At 72.2% G+C, this 19,326-nt stretch carries 19 protein-coding genes; 12 read left to right on the top strand and 7 right to left on the bottom strand.

The genetic code is table 11. The features are described 5' to 3' along the window. Positions 1-19 precede the first annotated feature (19 nt). Entirely contained in the window at positions 20-1,453 is a 1,434-nt protein-coding gene (locus tag AB4Z14_RS11630; protein ID WP_442275297.1) for an ATP-binding protein, read from the bottom strand. A gap of 178 nt (positions 1,454-1,631) precedes the next feature. On the opposite strand from AB4Z14_RS11630, the gene AB4Z14_RS11625 reads away from it, so the two are divergent. After that, positions 1,632-3,599, top strand: coding sequence for an alpha/beta-hydrolase family protein (locus AB4Z14_RS11625; protein ID WP_442275296.1), 1,968 nt, complete (start codon positions 1,632-1,634; stop codon positions 3,597-3,599). Between the two features lie 68 nt (positions 3,600-3,667). Then, positions 3,668-4,087, top strand: coding sequence for a DUF7144 family membrane protein (locus AB4Z14_RS11620; protein ID WP_442275295.1), 420 nt, complete (start codon positions 3,668-3,670; stop codon positions 4,085-4,087). Between the two features lie 10 nt (positions 4,088-4,097). On the opposite strand, the gene AB4Z14_RS11615 is transcribed toward AB4Z14_RS11620, so the two are convergent. Further along, positions 4,098-4,658 carry a TetR/AcrR family transcriptional regulator gene (locus AB4Z14_RS11615; RefSeq protein WP_056771379.1) on the bottom strand — a complete coding sequence of 187 codons (561 nt, stop codon included), beginning with the start codon at positions 4,656-4,658 and terminating at the stop codon, positions 4,098-4,100. A 211-nt stretch (positions 4,659-4,869) separates the two neighbouring features. On the opposite strand from AB4Z14_RS11615, the gene AB4Z14_RS11610 reads away from it, so the two are divergent. Further along, entirely contained in the window at positions 4,870-7,077 is a 2,208-nt protein-coding gene (locus AB4Z14_RS11610) for an MMPL family transporter (RefSeq protein ID WP_442275294.1), read from the top strand. A 52-nt stretch (positions 7,078-7,129) separates the two neighbouring features. On the opposite strand, the gene AB4Z14_RS11605 is transcribed toward AB4Z14_RS11610, so the two are convergent. The 3 genes from AB4Z14_RS11605 to AB4Z14_RS11595 form a co-directional block, all read right to left on the bottom strand. Further along, on the bottom strand, positions 7,130-7,471 hold the full coding sequence (locus AB4Z14_RS11605) for a DUF202 domain-containing protein (protein ID WP_442275293.1): 342 nt from the start codon (positions 7,469-7,471) through the stop codon (positions 7,130-7,132). Then, a complete protein-coding gene (locus tag AB4Z14_RS11600) occupies positions 7,468-7,833 on the bottom strand; it encodes a YidH family protein (protein WP_056771370.1) in 366 nt (121 codons plus the stop codon). Before AB4Z14_RS11600 ends, AB4Z14_RS11605 begins: the two co-directional genes overlap by 4 nt. 146 nt (positions 7,834-7,979) lie before the next feature. Then, positions 7,980-8,474, bottom strand: a complete 495-nt coding sequence (locus tag AB4Z14_RS11595) for an SRPBCC family protein (protein ID WP_442275292.1) — start codon at positions 8,472-8,474, stop codon at positions 7,980-7,982. Between the two features lie 114 nt (positions 8,475-8,588). Between AB4Z14_RS11595 and AB4Z14_RS11590 the strand changes: the two genes are divergently transcribed. From AB4Z14_RS11590 to AB4Z14_RS11580, 3 genes are all read left to right on the top strand, one after another. Beyond that, positions 8,589-9,077 (top strand): winged helix-turn-helix transcriptional regulator, encoded by a 489-nt coding sequence (locus AB4Z14_RS11590; RefSeq protein ID WP_442275291.1) that lies wholly within the window; start codon positions 8,589-8,591, stop codon positions 9,075-9,077. 235 nt (positions 9,078-9,312) lie between these two features. Then, complete coding sequence (locus tag AB4Z14_RS11585; RefSeq protein ID WP_442275290.1) at positions 9,313-10,122, top strand: SDR family NAD(P)-dependent oxidoreductase; 810 nt, start codon at positions 9,313-9,315, stop codon at positions 10,120-10,122. Positions 10,123-10,192: 70 nt separating this feature from the next. Next, positions 10,193-11,032 (top strand): aldo/keto reductase, encoded by an 840-nt coding sequence (locus AB4Z14_RS11580; RefSeq protein ID WP_442275289.1) that lies wholly within the window; start codon positions 10,193-10,195, stop codon positions 11,030-11,032. Positions 11,033-11,048: 16 nt separating this feature from the next. Here the strand turns inward: AB4Z14_RS11580 and AB4Z14_RS11575 are convergent, their stop codons facing one another. Beyond that, complete coding sequence (locus AB4Z14_RS11575; protein WP_442275288.1) at positions 11,049-11,393, bottom strand: ArsR/SmtB family transcription factor; 345 nt, start codon at positions 11,391-11,393, stop codon at positions 11,049-11,051. A gap of 130 nt (positions 11,394-11,523) precedes the next feature. Between AB4Z14_RS11575 and arsB the strand changes: the two genes are divergently transcribed. The 4 genes from arsB (at position 11,524) to AB4Z14_RS11555 (ending at position 15,607) form a co-directional block, all read left to right on the top strand. After that, a complete protein-coding gene (gene arsB, locus AB4Z14_RS11570; RefSeq protein ID WP_442275287.1) occupies positions 11,524-12,666 on the top strand; it encodes an ACR3 family arsenite efflux transporter in 1,143 nt (380 codons plus the stop codon). A gap of 30 nt (positions 12,667-12,696) precedes the next feature. Further along, entirely contained in the window at positions 12,697-14,499 is a 1,803-nt protein-coding gene (arsA, locus tag AB4Z14_RS11565) for an arsenical pump-driving ATPase (RefSeq protein ID WP_442275390.1), read from the top strand. A gap of 75 nt (positions 14,500-14,574) precedes the next feature. Continuing rightward, positions 14,575-14,991: an arsenate reductase ArsC gene (locus AB4Z14_RS11560; protein ID WP_442275286.1), complete on the top strand. Its 417-nt coding sequence runs from the start codon at positions 14,575-14,577 to the stop codon at positions 14,989-14,991. A gap of 22 nt (positions 14,992-15,013) precedes the next feature. Next, entirely contained in the window at positions 15,014-15,607 is a 594-nt protein-coding gene (locus AB4Z14_RS11555) for a DinB family protein (RefSeq protein WP_442275285.1), read from the top strand. 46 nt (positions 15,608-15,653) lie between these two features. On the opposite strand, the gene AB4Z14_RS11550 is transcribed toward AB4Z14_RS11555, so the two are convergent. After that, positions 15,654-16,007, bottom strand: a complete 354-nt coding sequence (locus tag AB4Z14_RS11550; RefSeq protein ID WP_442275284.1) for an ArsR/SmtB family transcription factor — start codon at positions 16,005-16,007, stop codon at positions 15,654-15,656. Between the two features lie 122 nt (positions 16,008-16,129). On the opposite strand from AB4Z14_RS11550, the gene AB4Z14_RS11545 reads away from it, so the two are divergent. Both AB4Z14_RS11545 and AB4Z14_RS11540 read left to right on the top strand, forming a co-directional pair. Next, on the top strand, positions 16,130-17,569 hold the full coding sequence (locus AB4Z14_RS11545; RefSeq protein ID WP_442275283.1) for an FAD-dependent oxidoreductase: 1,440 nt from the start codon (positions 16,130-16,132) through the stop codon (positions 17,567-17,569). After that, positions 17,563-18,858 (top strand): MFS transporter, encoded by a 1,296-nt coding sequence (locus AB4Z14_RS11540; RefSeq protein ID WP_442275282.1) that lies wholly within the window; start codon positions 17,563-17,565, stop codon positions 18,856-18,858. The genes AB4Z14_RS11545 and AB4Z14_RS11540 overlap by 7 nt, the downstream gene beginning before the upstream one ends. Positions 18,859-19,326 lie beyond the last annotated feature (468 nt).

Genomic DNA, 19,326 nt, shown 5'->3' with positions numbered 1-19,326 from the left:
GGCGCCCGAGGTCGTGCGCTCAGGGCATCGGCACCGGGACGTCGGTGCCGCCCTGGGGGGTGATGCGTCCACGGACCTGCACCACGCTCGGCATCGGGACGAACCCACCGGCGAGCAGGGCCTCACCCTGACGGAAGCGGGCGGCCTGGGCGAGCAGCCCGCGAGGCACGAACCCGAAGACCGACGCCAGCTGGTCGAGGTCGTCCCGCGAGTTCATCCGCATCAGTGTCAGGTTGTCGCACTGGGACACGACGCCCGGGTGCACCTTCGAGGGACGCTGGGTCGACAGGAGCAGCCAGAGACCGTACTTGCGGCCCTCCGCGGCGATCTGGATGAGCCGGTCGCGCACCGCGACTCCGAGGGGGGTCTCGGGCTCCGGTGGGCAGAGGTTGTGCGCCTCGTCGACGACGATGAGGAGGGGGCGGCGTTCGGTGCGCCGGGCCCACAGGTCGTCGAGGACGGCGAGCGCCACGGTGAGCTGCTCCTCGGGACGGTCGTAGCCACCGAGGTCGACGACCGTCGCGGCCGGTCGGCGCTCGATGACGTCCGTGACGGCCGTGGCGCCGAACGCCCAGGTCCTCGTCCACTCGGTGAGGCCGAGGTTCTCGAGGCGCTGCGCCAGGGCTTCGGCGTCCGGGTCGCCGAGCGAGCGCAGGTACGGGACGATCTGACCCGCGTCCACGGTCTGGAAGTCTCCTCCGAAGAGGCGCAGCAGCGCGTTGTACTCGGCCCGGTCGACGACCGGGTCGAGACGCAGGACCGCGGCCTTGGCCCGGGACGTGAGCTCGGTGAAGCGCACGCGCAGCGGGTTCTGCTCGTCGTCGGGCCGCAGGATGACGACCTCACGGTCATGGAGTGCGTCGGCCTGCTCGTCCTCCGCGCCGGCCTGGACGGCCTGCTCGTGGAGGCGCACGAAGTCGCTGTTGGGGTCGAAGACGACCATGGGGAGGCGGGTCGTCAGGAGAATCCGCTCGAGCAGCACGCCGAGGGCGTACGTCTTGCCGGAGCCGCTCTGTCCGCACCAGAACGTGTGTCGGTTGAGGCGGTTGGGCACGAGCGCGACGCCCACCGACTCCTGGCCCGCGAGGTGGCCGAGGTGCAGCCGGGGGTCGCCGCCCGACAGCAGCCGCTGCACGGTGTCGGGCCGGGTCGGCCGGACCGGGACCTCGTGCCGCGGCGAGTCCGCGGGTCGCCGCGAACCGGAGCCACTCCCGACCTGCACCAGCGTGCCGGTGGCGGCGAAGCCGACGCCCGACGCCTCGTCCGTGACCTCCTCGACGAACGCGAGGATGCCGACCTCGTCGTCGAGCTCGAGGTAGTCACCCGGCAGCGGGCGCTCGCTCCCGGGGCCGCGGGCGACGAAGGACCGGCCGTCCGTGGACTCCAGATGGGTCAGCGCCGCAGGCACGGAGGTCGGAGCGGTGGGCGGGTCGACCTCGACGTTCGCAGTCATGGATCCATGATGCTCACGCCTGAGGCCCGTTGGGCACCCGTTGGCGCAGAAGGCCGCCCGACGCGCCGGAAGATCACCCTGGAGGGGTGAGCGCAACCAGTCCCCACGTGACCATGCTCGAAGGTGGGCGGGTGCGACGTCAGGTCCACCTGCAGCTGGTCAGTGCCGGGGAGGGCTCATGGAGCAGTCGGACTTCGTCCACACCGGGCAGAAGGTCGGCCTCGTCATGGCCTCCTTCGTCACCCCGTCGACGCTCGCGCCGTCGCTGTCGAAGCGCTCCTGGCAGGACCAGGGGATCATCACCGGCTTGTCGACGGGCGCCCACTACCTCGTCGCGCTCTCCTCCCAGGACGTCATCGACGTCGTGGCGAGCGCCGCCGCCACGTGGGCGGTCTTTCCCGACAGCTGGTCCGTCGAACGCCGCCGGTCGGCCGCAACCCTCGGGTGCGAGCTGGTCATGGCGCCGTTGGGACTCGGTCTCGCGGCGTATCTCGACCGGCGCGGCGTCGCGACGGCGAAGGACGGCCTGCTACGGCAGGGCGCCTGGCGGATGGGCGCCACGGGCCTGTGCGGATCGGTGCTCATCGGGGCGACGGCCGGGGTGCGTCGGCTCGACCGCGCCGTCGGTGCCGACGGGCGCCTCGCGGCCCTCCCGCTGTCGATCCCCGTGGGTCTGGCCACGTCGGCCCTCATCGAGCGCGTCCAGCGCGAGTCCGGCTCGGAGGCCGGACTCGACACCGGGGCAGACGTGCCCACCCTCCGGGGGCTCGCAGCCGGCGGCGGGGTCCTCGCGGTGCTCTACGGAGCAGGCTGGGTCGAGCGGTGGACCGCCGAGCAGGTGCGCCGGCTCGCCCCCGGGCAGACACCGGGCGCCGGGCTCGCCTGGCAGCTCGTCTCGCACGCCGCCTTCATGGCCGGCGCCGGCATCGCCGTCAGCGCCCTCTGGACGCGCGTCATGCAGCGGATCGAGGCCGTGACGACGACGGTGGACCCGTGGATGCAGGCGGCACCCGGCGTCTGGACCGATCCGATGACGAGCGGTGACCCGGCGAGCCTCGTGTCGTGGGAGTCCTTGGGGCGGGAGGGCCGCCGGCACGCCGTCACCTATGTGCGCCCCGCACCCGTCGCGCACCCGCTGGCGCTCCCGGACGGCAGGACCCCGCCGGACCTGTCGATCGCGACGGTGATGGGCGAGCCCGCCCGCGCGCACCCCGTGCAGGTCTTCGTCGGCCTCGACAGTGCGGCGACCCCGACCGAGCGCGTCGAGCTCGCGATCGCCGAGATGGACCGCACCGACGCCTGGTCGCGCTCGCTGCTCATGCTCGTGTCGCCCACCGGGACGGGCTACGTCAACTACGTCGCGATCGCCGCCGCCCAGTACCTCACCCGCGGCGACGTCGCGAGCGTCACGATGCAGTACTCCAAGCGCCCGTCGCCGCTGTCGCTCGGCAAGGTCCGCGACGCGCGCGAGCAGAACCGGTTGCTGTGGTTGCACATCCTCCAGCGAGTGCGCGCCATGGCCCCCGACGAGCGGCCCGAGGTCGTGCTCTTCGGCGAGTCGCTCGGTGCGCACACGAGCCAGGACGTGCTGCTCGGCTGGGGGACCCTGGGGCCCCAGGCGCTCGGGATCGACCGGGCCCTGTGGATCGGCACCCCGGGGGCCAGCAAGTGGATGCACGAGGTCACCGGGGCGCCGCGCCCCGACGTCGACGCGAGCCTCGTCACCGTCGTCAACGACCACGAGCAGCTCGTCGCTCTCGGACAGGAGACCCGGGACCGGCTGCGCTACGTGCTGCTCAGCCACGACAACGACGGCGTGACGAAGTTCGGCCCCGACCTGCTCAACCGCAGGCCCGCCTGGCTGGGACCCGACCGACCGCGCCGCGAGGACGTGCCGATGCGGTCGCCACGCGGCATACCCGCGGGGATGCGGTGGCGTCCCGTCACGACCTTTTTCCAGACGCTCATCGACATGAAGAACGCGCAGGTGCCGGGCTCGTTCAGGGCCTGGGCCCACGACTACCGGGCCGACCTGCCTGAGTTCATCCGCGACGTCTACGACCTCGAGTGCACAGACGAGCAGATGCAGGCCATCCAGGACGCGGTGCGTGTGCGCGAGGAGCTGCGCGAGGGGGTCTTCGCCTGAGCGGCCCTCAGCACCACCAGCATCCGTCCGATCCTGACCCCGAGAAAGCAACCTGAACGGAGGACGCCATGGCAGGCGCCAGTCCCACCGCCCCCACCCGCCGTGCCCGCACGCTCTGGGCCGCCGGCGCGAGCACCTTCGCCGCGACGATCATGCTCGTCGTCGGCCTGTTCCAGTTCGTCGAGGGGCTCGTCGCCGTCGTCAACGGCCCAGAGTTCTACGTCAGCACGCCGAGCTACGTCTTCACCTTCAACGCGACCGCGTGGGGCTGGTTCCACATGGTCATCGGCCTGTCGGCGGCCGTCGCGGGCGGCTTCATCTTCACCGGCAGCCTGCTGGCCCGGTCGGTCGGCGTCGCGCTCGCGGTGCTGTCGGCACTCGCGAACTTCCTGTGGCTGCCGCACTATCCGCTCTGGGGGATCATCATCATCGCCCTCGACGTGCTCGTCATCTGGGGCCTGACCGCGGTCGACCTCAGCGACCTCTGAGCCGCCGGCATCAGTCGTGGGGGAGCATCGCCGGCCCGAGTCGGAGCAGCTCGGCGCGCAGCGTCTCGTCGTCGACGTCGGCGAGCATCGGGTCGATCCCGGCCTGGGCGACGCCGGCCCCGACGACGGAGACGGCGATCCGCCGGCGCAGGTCGGGCGAGGGCCCGAGCAGCAGGGAGGTCAGCCGTCCGATGAGCGAGTTGAGGTCGTCGTGGCCGGCCATGATGCGCTCGACCTCGGGGTCGCGCATCAGTGCGGCGACGACCTGGCGGTGGCCGATCATGAGGTCGACGAGCCCCCGCAGCGCTGCGGTCGCGGCCGCGTCGGGGGTCGCCTCCGCCTCTGCGGCCGAGACGAAGGCCGTCATGTCGACGAGCGCCTCCTCGAGGACGGCCAGGACGATGTCCTCCTTGGCGTGGAACTGGTAGTAGACGGCCGCCTTGGTGACCCCGAGGTGGTCGGCGATCATCTGCAACGACGTCCCCGTCACGCCGTGCTCGGCGAAGAGCTCGACGGCAGCCTCGATGACGCGCCGGCGGCCGTGGCCCCGCGGGGCCTGGGGTCGCGCCATGGTCGCCTCCTCGTCGGTCGTCCACGCGGGTGTAGGCCGTCGGCTGCGAGGTCGCGGTCGGCGTCCCGTCGACGGGCGTGGCGTGGTGGGCGTCACCCTAGCGGAGCTAGCCGATCGGCTTGTCATCGAGTTAGCCGAACGGTTAACTTGAGGAACGCTGGTCAGTGACGCCCGGCACCGAAGCACCTCGAGACCCCTTGGAGTCACCCCGATGGCCACCCTGCTCTACCGGATCGGACGCTTCGCGTTCGGTCGTCGCGGCGTCGTCACGTCCGCCTGGTTCGTCCTGCTCGCCGTGCTCGCCGGTGTGCTGCTGACCCTCGGCAGCGCCCCGACCTCGAGCGTCACGATCCCCGGCACGGAGTCCCAGCGGGCGCTCGAGGCGCTGGCCAAGGAGTTCCCGCAGGCGAGCGGGGCCTCGGGCACCGTCGTCGTCCGGGCACCCGATGGCCAGACCGTCCTCGCCCCGGGCGGCAAAGCGGTCGTCGACGACGTCGTCGCGAGGGCCGGAAAGGTCCCGGGAGTCGTCGGTGCCCTGAGCCCCTTCGACACCAAGGCGCTCAGCCCGGACGGCCGCTACGGCCTCGTCACGGTCCAGTTCGACCGGACGGCCGACGAGCTGACCGCCGAACAGCGCTCTGCCTATGAGGCGCTCGGCGACGGCGCCCCGAGCGGCTGGGCCGTGGCCGCCGGCGGGGAGCCCTTGCTCGCGACGCCCGAGATCGGCTCGACCGAGGGCATCGGTGTCCTCGTCGCGCTCGTCGTGCTCGTCATCACCTTCGGCTCGCTCGTCGCGGCGGGCATGACGATGGTCAACGCGCTCATCGGGGTGGGCGTCGGCATGATCGGGCTGCTCATCGTCGGACATGCCGTCGAGCTCTCGAGCGTGACCCCGGTGCTCGCCCTCATGCTCGGTCTCGCGGTCGGCATCGACTACTCGCTCTTCATCACCTCGCGCTACCGGCACAACCTCGCCCTCGGCCTCGAGCACCAGGAGGCGGCAGCGCGTGCCGTCGGCACCGCCGGCACCGCCGTCGTCTTCGCCGGCCTGACCGTCATCATCGCCCTCGCGGGCCTGTCGGTCGTCGGCATCCCGTTCCTCACCGCGATGGGCCTCGCCGCGGCCGGGACCGTGCTCGTCGCCGTCCTCGTGGCCGTGACGCTGCTGCCCGCGCTGCTCGGCTTCGCGGGCGACCGGGTGCTCTCGCGCCGGCAGCGCCGGGCCGACGCCGCCGGCACGGACCTCGACGAGAGGGCCGGCAACCGCGGCTTCGCCTGGGGACGCTTCACGGTCCGTCACCGTGTGCCGGTGCTCGTCGCGGGCGTCGTGCTCCTCGGCGCGATCGCCCTCCCGGCCGCCAGCATGCGCCTCGCCCTGCCCGACGACGGCACCGCCCCCGTCACGAGCAGCAAGCGCGTGGCGTACGACCTCATCTCCGAGGGCTTCGGCGAGGGCTTCAACGGTCGGCTCGTCATGGTCGTCCACGGCGACACCCCGCAGCAGGCCCAGCAGGCCACGGCCGGTGCGGCCAAGGCGGCGACCGGCCTGTCCGACGTGCTCGCCGTGGCACCCGGGCAGACGAGTGCCGACGGGCGCACGACGATCCTCGCCGTCATCCCGAAGTCCGGCCCCACGGCTGAGGCGACCTTCGACCTCGTCCGCGACCTGCGCTCGGCTCTCGCCGTGACGGCCGGCGCGACCGGAGCCGAGATCTCGGTCACCGGTGTCACGGCGGTCGGCGTCGACGTGTCCGACAAGCTCTCCGCGGCCCTACCCGTCTATCTGCTCGTCGTCGTCGGCCTCGGCTTCGTCCTGCTCATGCTGATGTTCCGGTCGCTGCTCGTGCCGCTCAAGGCGACCCTCGGCTTCCTCCTGACGATCGGCGCCGCGTTCGGGGCGACCGTCGCGATCTTCCAGTGGGGCTGGCTGTCCTCGCTCGTGGGGCTCGACACCGCGGGGCCGCTCGTCAGCTTCCTGCCGATCCTGCTCATCGGCATCCTCTTCGGCCTCGCCATGGACTACGAGGTCTTCCTCGTCTCGCGCATGCGCGAGGACTTCGTGCACGGCGAGACCGCGCGCGAGGCGGTCGTCGCGGGCGTGGGCCACGGTGCGCGGGTCGTCGTCGCCGCGGCGCTCATCATGATGTCGGTCTTCGCCGGCTTCGTCCTCGTCGATGACCCGATCATCAAGTCGATGGGCTTCGCCCTGGCCTTCGGTGTCGCGGTCGACGCCTTCGTCGTGCGCCTGTCGCTCGTGCCGGCGGTCATGTCGTTCCTCGGTGAGAAGGCGTGGTGGCTGCCGCGGTGGCTCGACCGGGCGATGCCAGACGTCGACATCGAGGGCGAGAAGCTCCGTCCCGCAGGCGGATCCGGTGGCCATGAGGATGCCGAGCGACCGGCGGTCCAGACCGCTCCCTGACGTCGCCGACCCCGTATGCCGCGTGTCGGAGGGGACACGGCATGCGGGGTCGTCAGCGGCTCGCGATGACGACGACGAGGACGAGGGCCGCGACCGCGAGGACCCCGGCGACCACGGCCGTCCTCGCCAGGGTCGCCGCGGCGAACGCGCGACCGTCCGGGTCGTCGTTGGTGCGCACGAGGCGGCTGCCGTCGCGGTAGCGGCGTCGTGCCGTCAGCGCCAGGTCGAGGCTCCACACCAGGCCGAGGATCGCGACGGCATACCCGAGCGGGCCGAGCTGTGGTGGGAGCACGCGCAGCGCGACGAGCGAGCCGACGGCCACCGAGAGCGCCGTGCGACGCCACGCGAGCGAGGTGCGCTCGGCCTGCAGCCCGGGGTCGGCCGGGGAGGTCACAGCAGCAGGCCCACGACGACGGCGAGCGCGACGAGCCCGAGCAGCAGGGCGATGGGCAGCTTGAGGCCCGACGAGGGCAGTGGGGCGAGTCGGCGCATGGCGCGTTCGGTGCGCACCCACGAGAGCCACGCCTGCGCCGTGGCGGCGATCCCGGCGAGGACGAGCAGGAGCGAGATGGTCACCCGGAGCCACTCGGTGAGCGGCACCTGCAGGGCCTCGACGGCGAGCCCGGCCGCGACGAAGGCCAGTCCGGTCCGGATCCAGGCGAGGAAGGTGCGCTCGTTGGCGAGGCTGAAGCGGGGATCGGGGTCCTCGCCGTGCTCGAAGACGGATCGTGGGAAGCGTCCGCGGTCCTGCGGCATGGGTGGGTCACCCTCCTCGTCGTCGACAACCCCGCGGGTAGCCGGGGTCGCTCCCGATCATCCTCCAGGGGCGAGCGGCCCGCCTCCGCCGGCACGCCCCAGCCCGCTCCCGGTGGGGGAGCGGACCGGCGTGTCGTGGGTGGGTTTCAGCGAGGAAGGGGGACCGTGCCGGCGAGCGCGGCCTCGAGCTCGGCCTGCCCCTCGAACGAGTTCGGCCGTCCGGCCCCGGACTCGATGAGCGAGCGCAGGCTGCCGAGGACGTACTGGCCCCAGGCCGTGTGACACACCTCGTAGCACTCCTGCTCGGTCGAGAGCCCGACGTGCGTGAAGCGGACGAAGGTCCGGCCCTCGACCTCGGAGAGGTCGAAGGTGACCGTCGTGCCGGCCCACTCCTCGGGGTCCTCGGTGAACGAGAGCCACGCGTCGAGCACGAGCCAGCTGACCCTGCGGGCCGGCTCGAGCTCGGTGATCCGGAAGGTCGACCGGTGGATGTCGGGCACGGAGTAGGAGAACTCCGCCCCGAGCCGGTCGGTGGGCCCCTCGATCGTGCCCGACCACCAGGCGCGGACGTCGGTGATCGCAGCGAAGGCCTCCTCGGGACTCTGGTCGACGGTGAACGACAACGTGAGGTCGGTGCTCATGGTCCTGCTCCCATCCATCGGCGTCGTCATCGGGCGATGACGACCACTTGCATCATGCAAGTGACGATAGGACCAGACGCTTTCATGATGCAAGCACCTGGGTAGGATGGGTGCGTGCTCGGACGGACGTATGACCAGCAGGTGTGCTCCATCGCCCGCGCCCTCGAGGTGGTGGGTGAGCGCTGGAGCCTGCTCATCGTCCGCGACGCGCTGTTCGCCGGCGTGACCCGCTTCGGCGACTTCCAGCACAACCTCGGCATCGCCACCAACGTCCTGGGGGCGCGCCTCGAGGCGTTCGTCGAGGCCGGCATCATGGAGCGCCGTCGCTACTCCGAACGCCCCGAACAGTTCGAGTACGTCCTCACCGACAAGGGGCGGGACCTGGCGCCAGCCCTCGTCGCGCTGACGCGCTGGGGCGACCGCTGGGCCGCTCCCGACGGGCCACCGATCCTCTACCGCCACCGCACGTGCGGCGACGCGGTCGCCGAGGTCCTCGTGTGCGCGACGTGCGGTCCCGTCGACGCCGCCGAGATCACGGTGGCGCCGGGCCCCGGTATGCCGCCCGAGTACCTCGCCCAGCGCCGCCCTCGCCCGACCGACTGAGCGCCGCGGTCGGCTGCTCCTCGTCGGCGCCGTGCTCGCGGCGCTCGAGTTCGGGTGTCGACGCCCGGCTTCACGGCGTCCCGCCCCCGCCATTCGGGGTGGTGGGCGGGGGTGCGTCACAGTTGCCCGCCGAGAGGCGGGGCGCGGAGGAGGATCGAAGGGGACCGGACCGAGGCGCCGCCGGCGGTCGGCCGGGTGAGTGGGCCACCGGCGCGTGGCCGGAGGGGTGAGGGTCATGCAGGTCGAGGGAAGGGTCTTCGTCGTGACCGGAGGTGGCAACGGCGTCGGTCGCGAGGTCGTGCTGGGTCTGCTCGCTCGCGGGGCGCGCGTCGCGGCCGTCGACCTGCGCGCCGACGGGCTCGCCGAGACCGTGGAAGCGGCCCGGGGCGGTGACCGGCTGAGCACCCACGTCGTCGACGTGACCGACCGTGCCGCCGTCGAGGCGCTCGCGGTCGCAGTCATCGACGAGTACGACCGGGTCGACGGGCTGATCAACGTCGCGGGCGTCATCCCGCCTTTCCTGCCCTTCTCCGAGCTCGACCTCGCCACGATGGAGGAGGTCATGGCGGTCAACTTCTGGGGCGTCGTCCACACCGTCAAGGCGTTCCTCCCGCACCTCGTGACCCGTCCGCAGGCATGCGTCGTCAACGTCTCGAGCATGGGCGCCTTCGCACCGGTGCCGGGCCAGGCGGTCTACGGCGCGAGCAAGGCCGCCGTCATGCTCCTCACCGAAGGGCTCTGGGCCGAGCAGCGCGGCACGTCGGTGGCGGTGACGTGCGTCTTCCCGGGTGGGGTCGCCTCCGACATCGGCGGGCACAGCGCACTGCCGATGCCGGACGTCGCCTCCGCGGACGAGGACACCCCGACGTCGATGACGTCACCGGCCGAGGCGGCCCGCCGGATCATCGTCGGCGGGGTCGAGGAGGGGCGCTTCCGCGTCGTCATCGGCAGGGACGCGCGGATGCTCGACCGGCTGACCCGACTCGCACCCCGGCGCGCCACGGAGCTCGCCGCCAGGAGGACGGCGTCCCTGCTCGACCGCTGACTCCCGACGGATCTCTCCCACCGGTCGGCCGACCCTCGCCCCGGGGTCGCCGAGTGCCTAGGTTGGACCCATGACCCAGGTTCCGACACGCACCCTCGGCGACGGCACGACCCTCCCCGCCACCGGCTTCGGCACGTACCCGCTCACGGGCGAGGACGGCATACGCGCCATCGTGTCGGCGCTCGAGGCCGGCTACCGTCTGCTCGACACGGCGGTCAACTACGGCAACGAGGCGGAGGTCGGCGAGGCCATCCGCCGGTCGGGGGTGCCCCGCGACGAGATCGTCGTCCAGACGAAGGTGCCGGGGCGCGACCACGCGTACGACCGTGCCATCGCCTCCGTCGAGGGGTCGCTCGAGCGCCTCGGCCTCGAGCAGGTGGACGTCGCCGTCATCCACTGGCCCAACCCGAGCGTCGGGCTCTACGGCGACGCGTACCGCGCTCTCCTCGAGTGCCGCGAGCGCGGCCTCGTGCGGTCCGTCGGTGTCAGCAACTTCACCGAGCAGCATCTCGCCGACGTCATCGAGGCGACGGGTGTCACGCCGGTGCTCAACCAGGTCGAGCTGCACCCGCTCTTCCCGCAGGAGCGTCTGCGAGCGGTCCACGAGCGGCTCGGGATCGTCACCGAGGCGTGGAGCCCGCTCGGCAAGCGGAACGCCCCCTTCGGCGCCGACCCGGTGGCTGCTGCCGCGGAGGCGCACGGCGTCACCCCGGCCCAGGCGATCCTGCGCTGGCACGTGCAGCTCGGCGTCGTGCCGCTGCCGAAGTCGTCGGACGCCCAGCGGCAGCGCGCCAACCTCGACGTCTTCGGCTTCGAGCTGTCCCAGGCCGAGGTCACCGCGATCTCGGCACTCGCGCGCGCGGACGGGCGCCTCTTCGGGGGCGACCCGGACACGCACGAGGAGATGTGACGCTCGACCCGTCGGGCTAGGCCAGGAAGCCGCGCACGGCAGCGAGCTGCTCGACGTCGAGCCGGAACCATGCCCAGCTGCCCCGGCGCTCGCGGGTGAGGATGCCCGCGTCGACGAGGGTCTTGAGGTGGTGGCTGACGGTCGGCTGGGAGACCTGCACGGCCTCGGTCATGTCGCACACGCAGGCCTCGCGGCCGGGGGCGGCGCTGATGATGCTGAGCAGCTGGAGGCGCACGGGGTCGGCGAGGGCCTTGAGCAGCGCGGCCCGGCGGTCGGCCTCCGCGCGGTCGAGGACGTCGACGGGGGAGGTGCCACAGGCGGAGACCTCCTGGGGGGTCGTGCTCAGCGTGGTCACGCTCACGGGTTCACCTTCCGTTCACCGACATCGACGATGGTCCATATTGACACATGCCGATGCGGCTGCCAACGTTGACGGATCGACCGTGGTCGATGCAGGCCAGCGACCACGACCCAGCGTTCGAAGGACACCGGTGACCGACCCGACCAGCCACTCTGCACGCCGGGCATCCTCCGCCCACGATCCGGTCGCCGCACGGCTCTCGACCCTCGACCGGTTCCTGCCGGTGTGGATCGGGCTCGCCATGGTGGCCGGCCTGCTGCTCGGGCGTCTCGTGACCGGGCTCGGCGACGGCCTGGCGCGCGTGGAGGTCGACGGCGTCTCGCTGCCCATCGCCCTCGGTCTGCTCGTGATGATGTATCCCGTCCTCGCCAAGGTCCGCTACGACCGGCTCGACTCGGTGACCGGCGACACGCGCCTCCTGCTCAGCTCGCTGCTGCTCAACTGGGTCCTCGGGCCCGCCCTGATGTTCGCCCTGGCGTGGATCTTCCTGCCCGACCTGCCTGCCTACCGCACCGGCCTGATCGTCGTCGGCCTCGCTCGTTGCATCGCCATGGTCATCATCTGGAACGACCTCGCGTGCGGGGACCGGGAGGCGGCCGCGGTGCTCGTGGCGATCAACTCCGTCTTCCAGGTCGTCGCCTTCGCCGGGCTCGGGTGGTTCTACCTCTCCGTCCTGCCCGGGTGGCTCGGCCTCGAGCAGACCGGCATCGACGCGTCGACGTGGGACATCGCCCGGTCCGTGCTCATCTTCCTCGGCATCCCGCTGCTGGCCGGTTTCCTGTCCCGCCGCATCGGAGAGAAGCGTCGCGGGCGGGACTGGTACGAGACGAAGTTCATCCCGAGGGTCGCTCCCTGGGCGCTGTACGGCCTGCTCTTCACGATCGTCATCCTCTTCGCGCTCCAGGGCGAGGCCATCACCTCGCGGCCGCTCGACGTCGTGCGCATCGCGCTCCCGCTGCTCGTCTACTTCGCCCTCATGTGGGGCGGCGGGTTCGGGCTCGGAGCGGGTCTCGGACTCGGCTACGAGCGCACGGCGACCCTCGCCTTCACGGCGGCGGGCAACAACTTCGAGCTCGCGATCGCGGTGGCCATCGCCACCTTCGGCGCGGCCTCCGGACAGGCTCTCGCCGGCGTCGTCGGTCCCCTCATCGAGGTGCCGGCCCTCGTCGCGCTCGTCTACGTGAGTCTGGCGCTGCGCAAGCGGTTCACTGCTCGATCCGGTGGTCCCGGCGTGCCCCTCGAGTCGCAGGCCGCCGGGTCCCGCCGTGCCTGACCTCGGGGTCCAGGAGCTGGCACCGTGCTGATGCAGCGCGTGCCGTTTCTCGACGACCTGCCGCGGTTCCTCTTCTTCACCGGCAAGGGCGGCGTCGGCAAGACCTCGCTGGCCTGCGCGACCGCGGTACGCCTCGCGGGGCAGGGCCGGCGGATCCTGCTGACGAGCACCGACCCCGCCTCGAACGTCGGGCAGGTCTTCGGGGTCAGCGTCGGCAACACCATCACGCCGGTGCCGACCGTCCCCGGCCTCGATGCCCTCGAGATCGACCCGCAGCAGGCGGCTGACGCCTACCGTGCCACGATCATCGACCCGGTCCGCGACCTCCTGCCGGCGGCGGAGGTCTCCGCGATGACGGAGCAGCTGTCCGGGGCGTGCACGACCGAGATCGCCTCCTTCAACGAGTTCACGTCGCTGCTGGCCGACGGGACCGCGACGGCGGCCTACGACCACGTCCTGTTCGACACCGCGCCGACGGGCCACACCGTCCGCCTGCTCCAGCTGCCGGGGGAGTGGACCACCTACCTCTCCGACGGCAAGGGCGACGTGTCGTGCCTCGGGCCGGTGGCGGGCCTTGACCGGCTGCGCCACGACTACGCGGGCGCCCTGGCCGCGCTGACGGACCCGACGCGTACCCGACTCGTCCTCGTCACCCGACCGCAAGGGTCCTCGCTCCGTGAGGCCGCGAGGACGTACGGCGAGCTGCGCGAGCTGGGCATGACGAACGCCCACCTCGTCGTCAACGGCGTCCTGCCGGCGTATGCCGTCACGAGCACGCCCGGGGACGAGCTGGCCCACGCGGTCGGCGCGCGGGAGGACGCCGCCCTCGACGCCGTCCCCGGGGTCCTGGCCGCCCTACCCCGGACCACCCTGCCGCTGCTGGCCGTCAACACCGTCGGCGTGCCCGCCCTCCGGGCGCTGCTCGGGCCGGAGGCCCCGTCGCTCCCGGAACCTGCCGCCGAGATCGCCACGCTCCCGGACGGATTCACGGATCTGCGTGGTCTCGTCGACGAGCTGGAGGCCGGTGGGCACGGGCTCGTCATGTGCATGGGCAAGGGCGGCGTCGGCAAGACCACGGTCGCTGCGGCCATCGCCCTCGAGCTCGCCTCCCGAGGCCACGAGACGCTGCTCACGACCACCGACCCGGCGGCACACCTCAACGAGACCCTGCAGGCCGAGGCCCCGCACCTCACCGTCGAGCGCATCGACCCCCAGGTGGCGATCAAGGGGTACCGCGAGCGGGTCATGGCCGGCAAGGGCAAGGCTCTGGACGACGCCGGCCGGGCCGTCCTCGCCGAGGACCTCAAGTCGCCGTGCACCGACGAGGTCGCCGTCTTCCAGCAGTTCTCCCACGTCGTCTTCCGGGCCCGGAAGCAGTTCGTCGTCCTCGACACGGCGCCGACCGGGCACACCCTGCTCCTGCTCGACGCGACCGGTTCGTACCACCGTGAGATCACCCGTCAGATGAGCGAGGGTGCACACTTCGTGACCCCGCTCATGCGGCTGCAGGACCCAGCGCAGACCAAGGTCGTCATCGTCACCCTTCCGGAGACGACCCCCGTCCTCGAGGCCGAGCAGCTGCAGGGCGACCTCGCCCGGGCCGGCATCACGCCGTGGGCGTGGGTCGTCAACGGCAGCCTGACCGCAGCAGCGCCGAGCTCGCCGTTCCTGCGGGCCCGCGCCCACGCCGAAGCGGAGCCGCTGACCCGCGTGAGGGGGCTCTGCCGTCGCGTGGCCGTCCTGCCGCTGCTGGCCCGCGAACCCGTCGGCGCCGCAGCGCTGTCCGAGCTCACCCGTGCCTTCACGGAAGACACGTCGGTCGATGCGTACTGACACTCGGGCCGCGTCACCCGGCTGCTGCACGACCTCGGAAGCCGACCCTCCCCAACCATCGACCCAGGAGCACCCATGACCGACAAGCCCTCCGTCCTCTTCGTCTGCATCCACAACGCCGGCCGCTCCCAGATGGCCGCCGCCTACCTCGCCCACCTCTCCGGCGGTGCCGTCGAGGTGCGCTCCGCCGGATCTGCGCCCGCCGACGAGGTCAACCCCTCCGCCGTCGCGGCCATGGCGGAGGAGGGCATCGACATCACCGCCGAGACCCCCAAGATCCTCACGACCGAGGCGGTCAAGGAGTCCGACGTCGTCGTCACCATGGGGTGCGGCGACACGTGCCCGATCTTCCCCGGCAAGCGCTACGAGGACTGGGAGCTCGCCGACCCGGCGGGCCAGGGCGTCGAGGCGGTGCGCCCGATCCGCGACGAGATCAGGCAGCGCATCCTCGGCCTGCTGGAGTCGCTCGACGTCACCGCCGTCAACGCCTGACGCCGCTCGCATCCACTGATCGGTGCGCCGCGCATCGGGAGGGATTCGCCGCGCGGCGGCGATCGTCGCGGGACACTGGGGCATGGCCACCGTGGCGTCCGTCGATCGGCAACGCCTCCACGATGATCTGGAGAGAGTCCGCGCCGACCTTCACCAGATCGTCGCCGCCGCGGGCGCCCGGGAGCTCCGACGGCGCAGCAACGGAACCCGTTGGACCAACGGGCAGCTGTTGTGGCACATGGTCTTCGGGTTCCTCATCGTGTCCAGGCTGCTCCCGCTGGTCAGGCTTTTCGGCCGGCTGCCGGACGGCTTGAGCCGGGCCTTCGCAGCGGTGCTCGACGCGGGGACCCGACCGTTCCACTCCGTCAACTACCTCGGGTCTGTCGGTGGCGCGCTCGTCTTCCGCGGCCCACGGTTGACCCGCCGGCTCGACCACACCATCGCGCGACTGCACCGCCGGCTCGACGCCGAGTCAGCCGAAGCGCTCGGCAGGCGGATGCACTTCCCGCTCGGATGGGATCCCTTCTTCCGGGACACGATGACGCTGGCCGACGTGTACGCGTACGGCATGCAGCACTACGACTTCCACCGGAAGCAGCTCACGATCGACGGGTAGCGGTGCCCGTGCGCGACCGGAGGGTCATCGAGCGCCCCGGGTCGGATCAGGTGTTGACCGGTGAGAGCAGGTCCGACATGACCCTGAGCGCCGACGGGGCGAGGCGGTAGTAGACCCAGCTGCCCCGTCGCTCTGACTCGAGCAGGCCCGCCTCGCGCAGCTTCTTGAGGTGGTGCGACACCGTCGGCTGGGAGACGCCGACATCCTGGATGTCGCAGACGCAGGCCTCGCCGCCCTCGGCCGAGGCGACGTTGGAGAAGAGCCTCAGACGCACCGGGTCGCCCAGGGCCTTGAACATCGCAGCCACGCGCTCCGCATCCGACTCTCCGATCGGGGAACGGGTCAGCGGCGCGCAGCAGGCTGTCGCGGTGACGTCGAGGACGGGCAGCGGATTTGACATACGTCTATGTTGACATCTGTCTATGCCGGTTGCAAGATGGGAAATGTCGACATCGACAACCATCGAAACAGCGTGGGTCCCGCTCAGCTCGGGACGTCATCTACCGAACCGGAGGCCGTCCCGTGACCAGCACCGCGCACGCACCCACCGACACCGCCGGCGCCTCGTCCCCGGTCGGCGCGACGGTCGCCGTCATCGGCGCCGGCCCGATCGGTCTGGCCGCCGCAGCGCACCTTCTCGAGCGAGCGCTCGAGCCGGTCGTGTTCGAGCGCGGAGACCGCGCGGGCGCCTCGGTGGCGTCATGGGGTCACGTGCGGCTCTTCTCCCGCTGGTCCGAGCTCATCGACCCGGCCGCCCGGCGACTGCTGGCCGGCCGGGGCTGGGTCGAGCCCGACCCGAACCGCTGTCCGACCGGCGCCGAGTGGGCGCAGGAGTACCTCCAGCCGCTGGCCGAGGCCCTCGTTGACCGGATCCGCTACGAGACCACGGTGACCGGAGTCGCCCGGCAGGGTCGGGACCGGGTCGTCGACTCCGGTCGCGAGGACCAGCCGTTCACGGTCCACGTGCGTCACGAGGACGGGCGCACGGGCCGCGTCACAGCCGACGCCGTCGTCGACGCCTCCGGTACGTGGACGAGCCCCAACCCGCTCGGCAGCGACGGCTACCCGGCAGACGGAGAGCACGAGGCCGCCGTCGCAGCCCACGTCTCCTACCGCGTCCCCGACGTCAGCACCGCAGACGACGTGGCGCGTTTCGGGGGACGGCGCACGGCAGTCGTCGGGTCGGGCCACTCCGCCCTGACGGCCCTGGTCGCCCTGGCCACGCTCGCCGAGAAGGCGCCCGGGACGACGGCCGTCTGGGTCCTGCGCCGAGGGGCCGTCGGCAGCGCCTACGGCGGTGGGGACGCGGACCAGCTGCCGGCTCGAGGCGCCCTCGGCCTGCGCGCGCGCGACGCTGTCGCGGCCGGGCACGTCGAGGTCGTCACCGGCTTCCGGACGCAGGCCCTCGAGCACGTCGCCGGCGGTGCCTTGGCGCTGGTCAGCGAGGACGGGCGCCGCGTCGACGGCCTCGACGAGGTCGTCGGACTCACCGGGTTCCGTCCGGACCACTCGATCATGTCGGAGCTGCGCCTGCGCCTGGACGACCGGCTCGAGGCGCCACGCGGACTCGCGCCGCTCATCGACCCCAACGTCCACTCGTGCGGCACCGTCTACCCGCACGGTGCCGGCGAGCTGGCCCATGACGAGCAAGGGGTCTACGTCGTCGGGATGAAGGCGTACGGCCGTGCGCCGACGTTCCTGGCGCTCACCGGTTACGAGCAGGTCCGCTCCGTGGCGGCTGCGCTGGCCGGTGATCACGAGGCGGCCTCCCGGGTCGAGCTGGCGCTCCCGGAGACCGGGGTCTGTGGCGGGGCGGGGCTGTTCGACGAGCCGGCCGCCGCCACGGCAGGCGCCGACGGCGAGGAAGCCGTCGGCGGCTGCTGCGCCCCCGCCGTACCGCAGCTCGTCCAGATCGGCGCCCCGTCGGGCAGCGGGGGAGCGTGCGGACCCACCGGATGCTGAAGCCTCTCGCCGGCCACGGCGTCGAGGTGAGCGCGGTGAGCGCGGTGAGCGCTGTGAGCGCGGTGTCGTCGGGGGCCCACGCCGACGACGCCGTCCACGTCGCCACGCCCTCGGGCCCTCCGCACCGTCCCCGCTGGGCGCTCCCGGCGCTGTGCGTCACCCAGGTCGTCGGCTGGGGCGTGCTCTACTACGCCTTCCCCGTCGTGCTGCCCGCCCTCACTCGCGAGACCGGATGGCCCGCCACGACCACGACGGCAGCCTTCTCCGCCGCGCTCGTGGTCTCGGCCCTCGTCGGCCTACCGGTCGGACGCCTCATCGACGCAGCCGGACCCCGCCGGCTCATGACGGCAGGCTCCGTGCTCGGCGCGGCCGGGTTCGCCGCCATCGCCGTCGCCCCGAACCTGCCCGTGTTCACGGTCGGATGGATGCTGACCGGTGTCGCGATGGCAGCGACCTTCTACCAGCCTGCCTTCGCCGCCCTCACACGCTGGTACGGCCGTGACCGGGTCCGGGCCCTGACCATCCTCACCCTCGCGGGCGGCCTCGCCAGCACCGTGTTCGCCCCGATCACGGCAACACTCACGGACCACCTCGGGTGGCGTCACGCCACCCTCGTGCTTGCCGGTGTCGTCCTGGTCATCGCTGCACCGCTGCACGCCGTGGGTCTCCGGGGCCCGTGGCCGCCGCACCCTCCCGACCAGACGTCGGAGCCGATCGCCGACGCGGCACCCAGTGCTCGCGCCATCACGACGAGCAGGCGCTTCCTCCAGCTGGCCGTCGCGCTGACCCTGTCCGGCTTCGCGATGTATGCCGTCGTGTTCGGGCTCATCCCGCTGCTCACCGAACGCGGCGCCTCCACGTCCCAGGCCGCATGGGCACTCGGTCTCGGAGGCCTCGGCCAGACCATGGGCCGCCTGCTCTACACGACTCTTGCGGCACGGACCAGCGCCCGGACGCGCACCGCAGTCCTCGTCCTCGCCGGGGGCGTGACGACCGCGCTCCTCGCATCCCTCGCCGGGCCGATCTGGCTCGTCACCGTCGTGGCGATGGGCGCTGGAATGGTCCGCGGCAACCTCACCCTCCTGCAGGCGACCGCCGTCACGGACCGCTGGGGCACCCACGCCTACGGACGTCTGACCGCGACCCTGGCCGCCCCCGTCACCATCGCCGGGGCGCTGGCTCCGTGGGTCGGAGCCGCCCTCGCCGGACCGCTCGGCGGGTATGCCGCCCTCTTCTCGTTGATGGCTGCGGTCTCAGCCGTCGCCGCGGGTGTCGCCGTGACGGCCTGACCGACGTCTCCACTGTGACGACGGCGCGTCAGTCGCGCGGCTCGTCGTCGTCGTCCCAGTGACACGCGCACGAGCAGGTGTGGTCCACCGTTCCGTTCGCCGGGCACCTCTTGTGCCAGCCGTTCTCGCACTCCGCACTCATGGACATCTGCTCACCCCTGTGAGGTCTCCACTCTGCACCGCCCGCGCCACCGAGGGCAGTCTGCTCCCGGTGGGTGCGTCCCGGCCGCACGGCCCGGCAGCCGGTGGTCAACCGGTGGACGCACCCACGAGCAAACGCCTGAATCCTGAACGACGGCTGTGGGCAGGGTACGGTGAAGCCGGGCCGAGCGGCCGGTCACCGCGGTAGCCGGCGGTCGAGCGGTCGGCCCGAACGTGTCGCAGGCGTGACCCCTCACGAAAGTGCACCGTGATGACCCTCCCAGCACGTCCTCCCTCCCACCGACAGGCCACCGACCCCCCGGAGAC

Origin of the sequence: Terrabacter sp. 2TAF16, assembly GCF_052115065.1 — a bacterium.
Lineage (GTDB): Bacteria > Actinomycetota > Actinomycetes > Actinomycetales > Dermatophilaceae > Terrabacter.
This window is presented reverse-complemented; position numbering and strand designations above follow the sequence as displayed.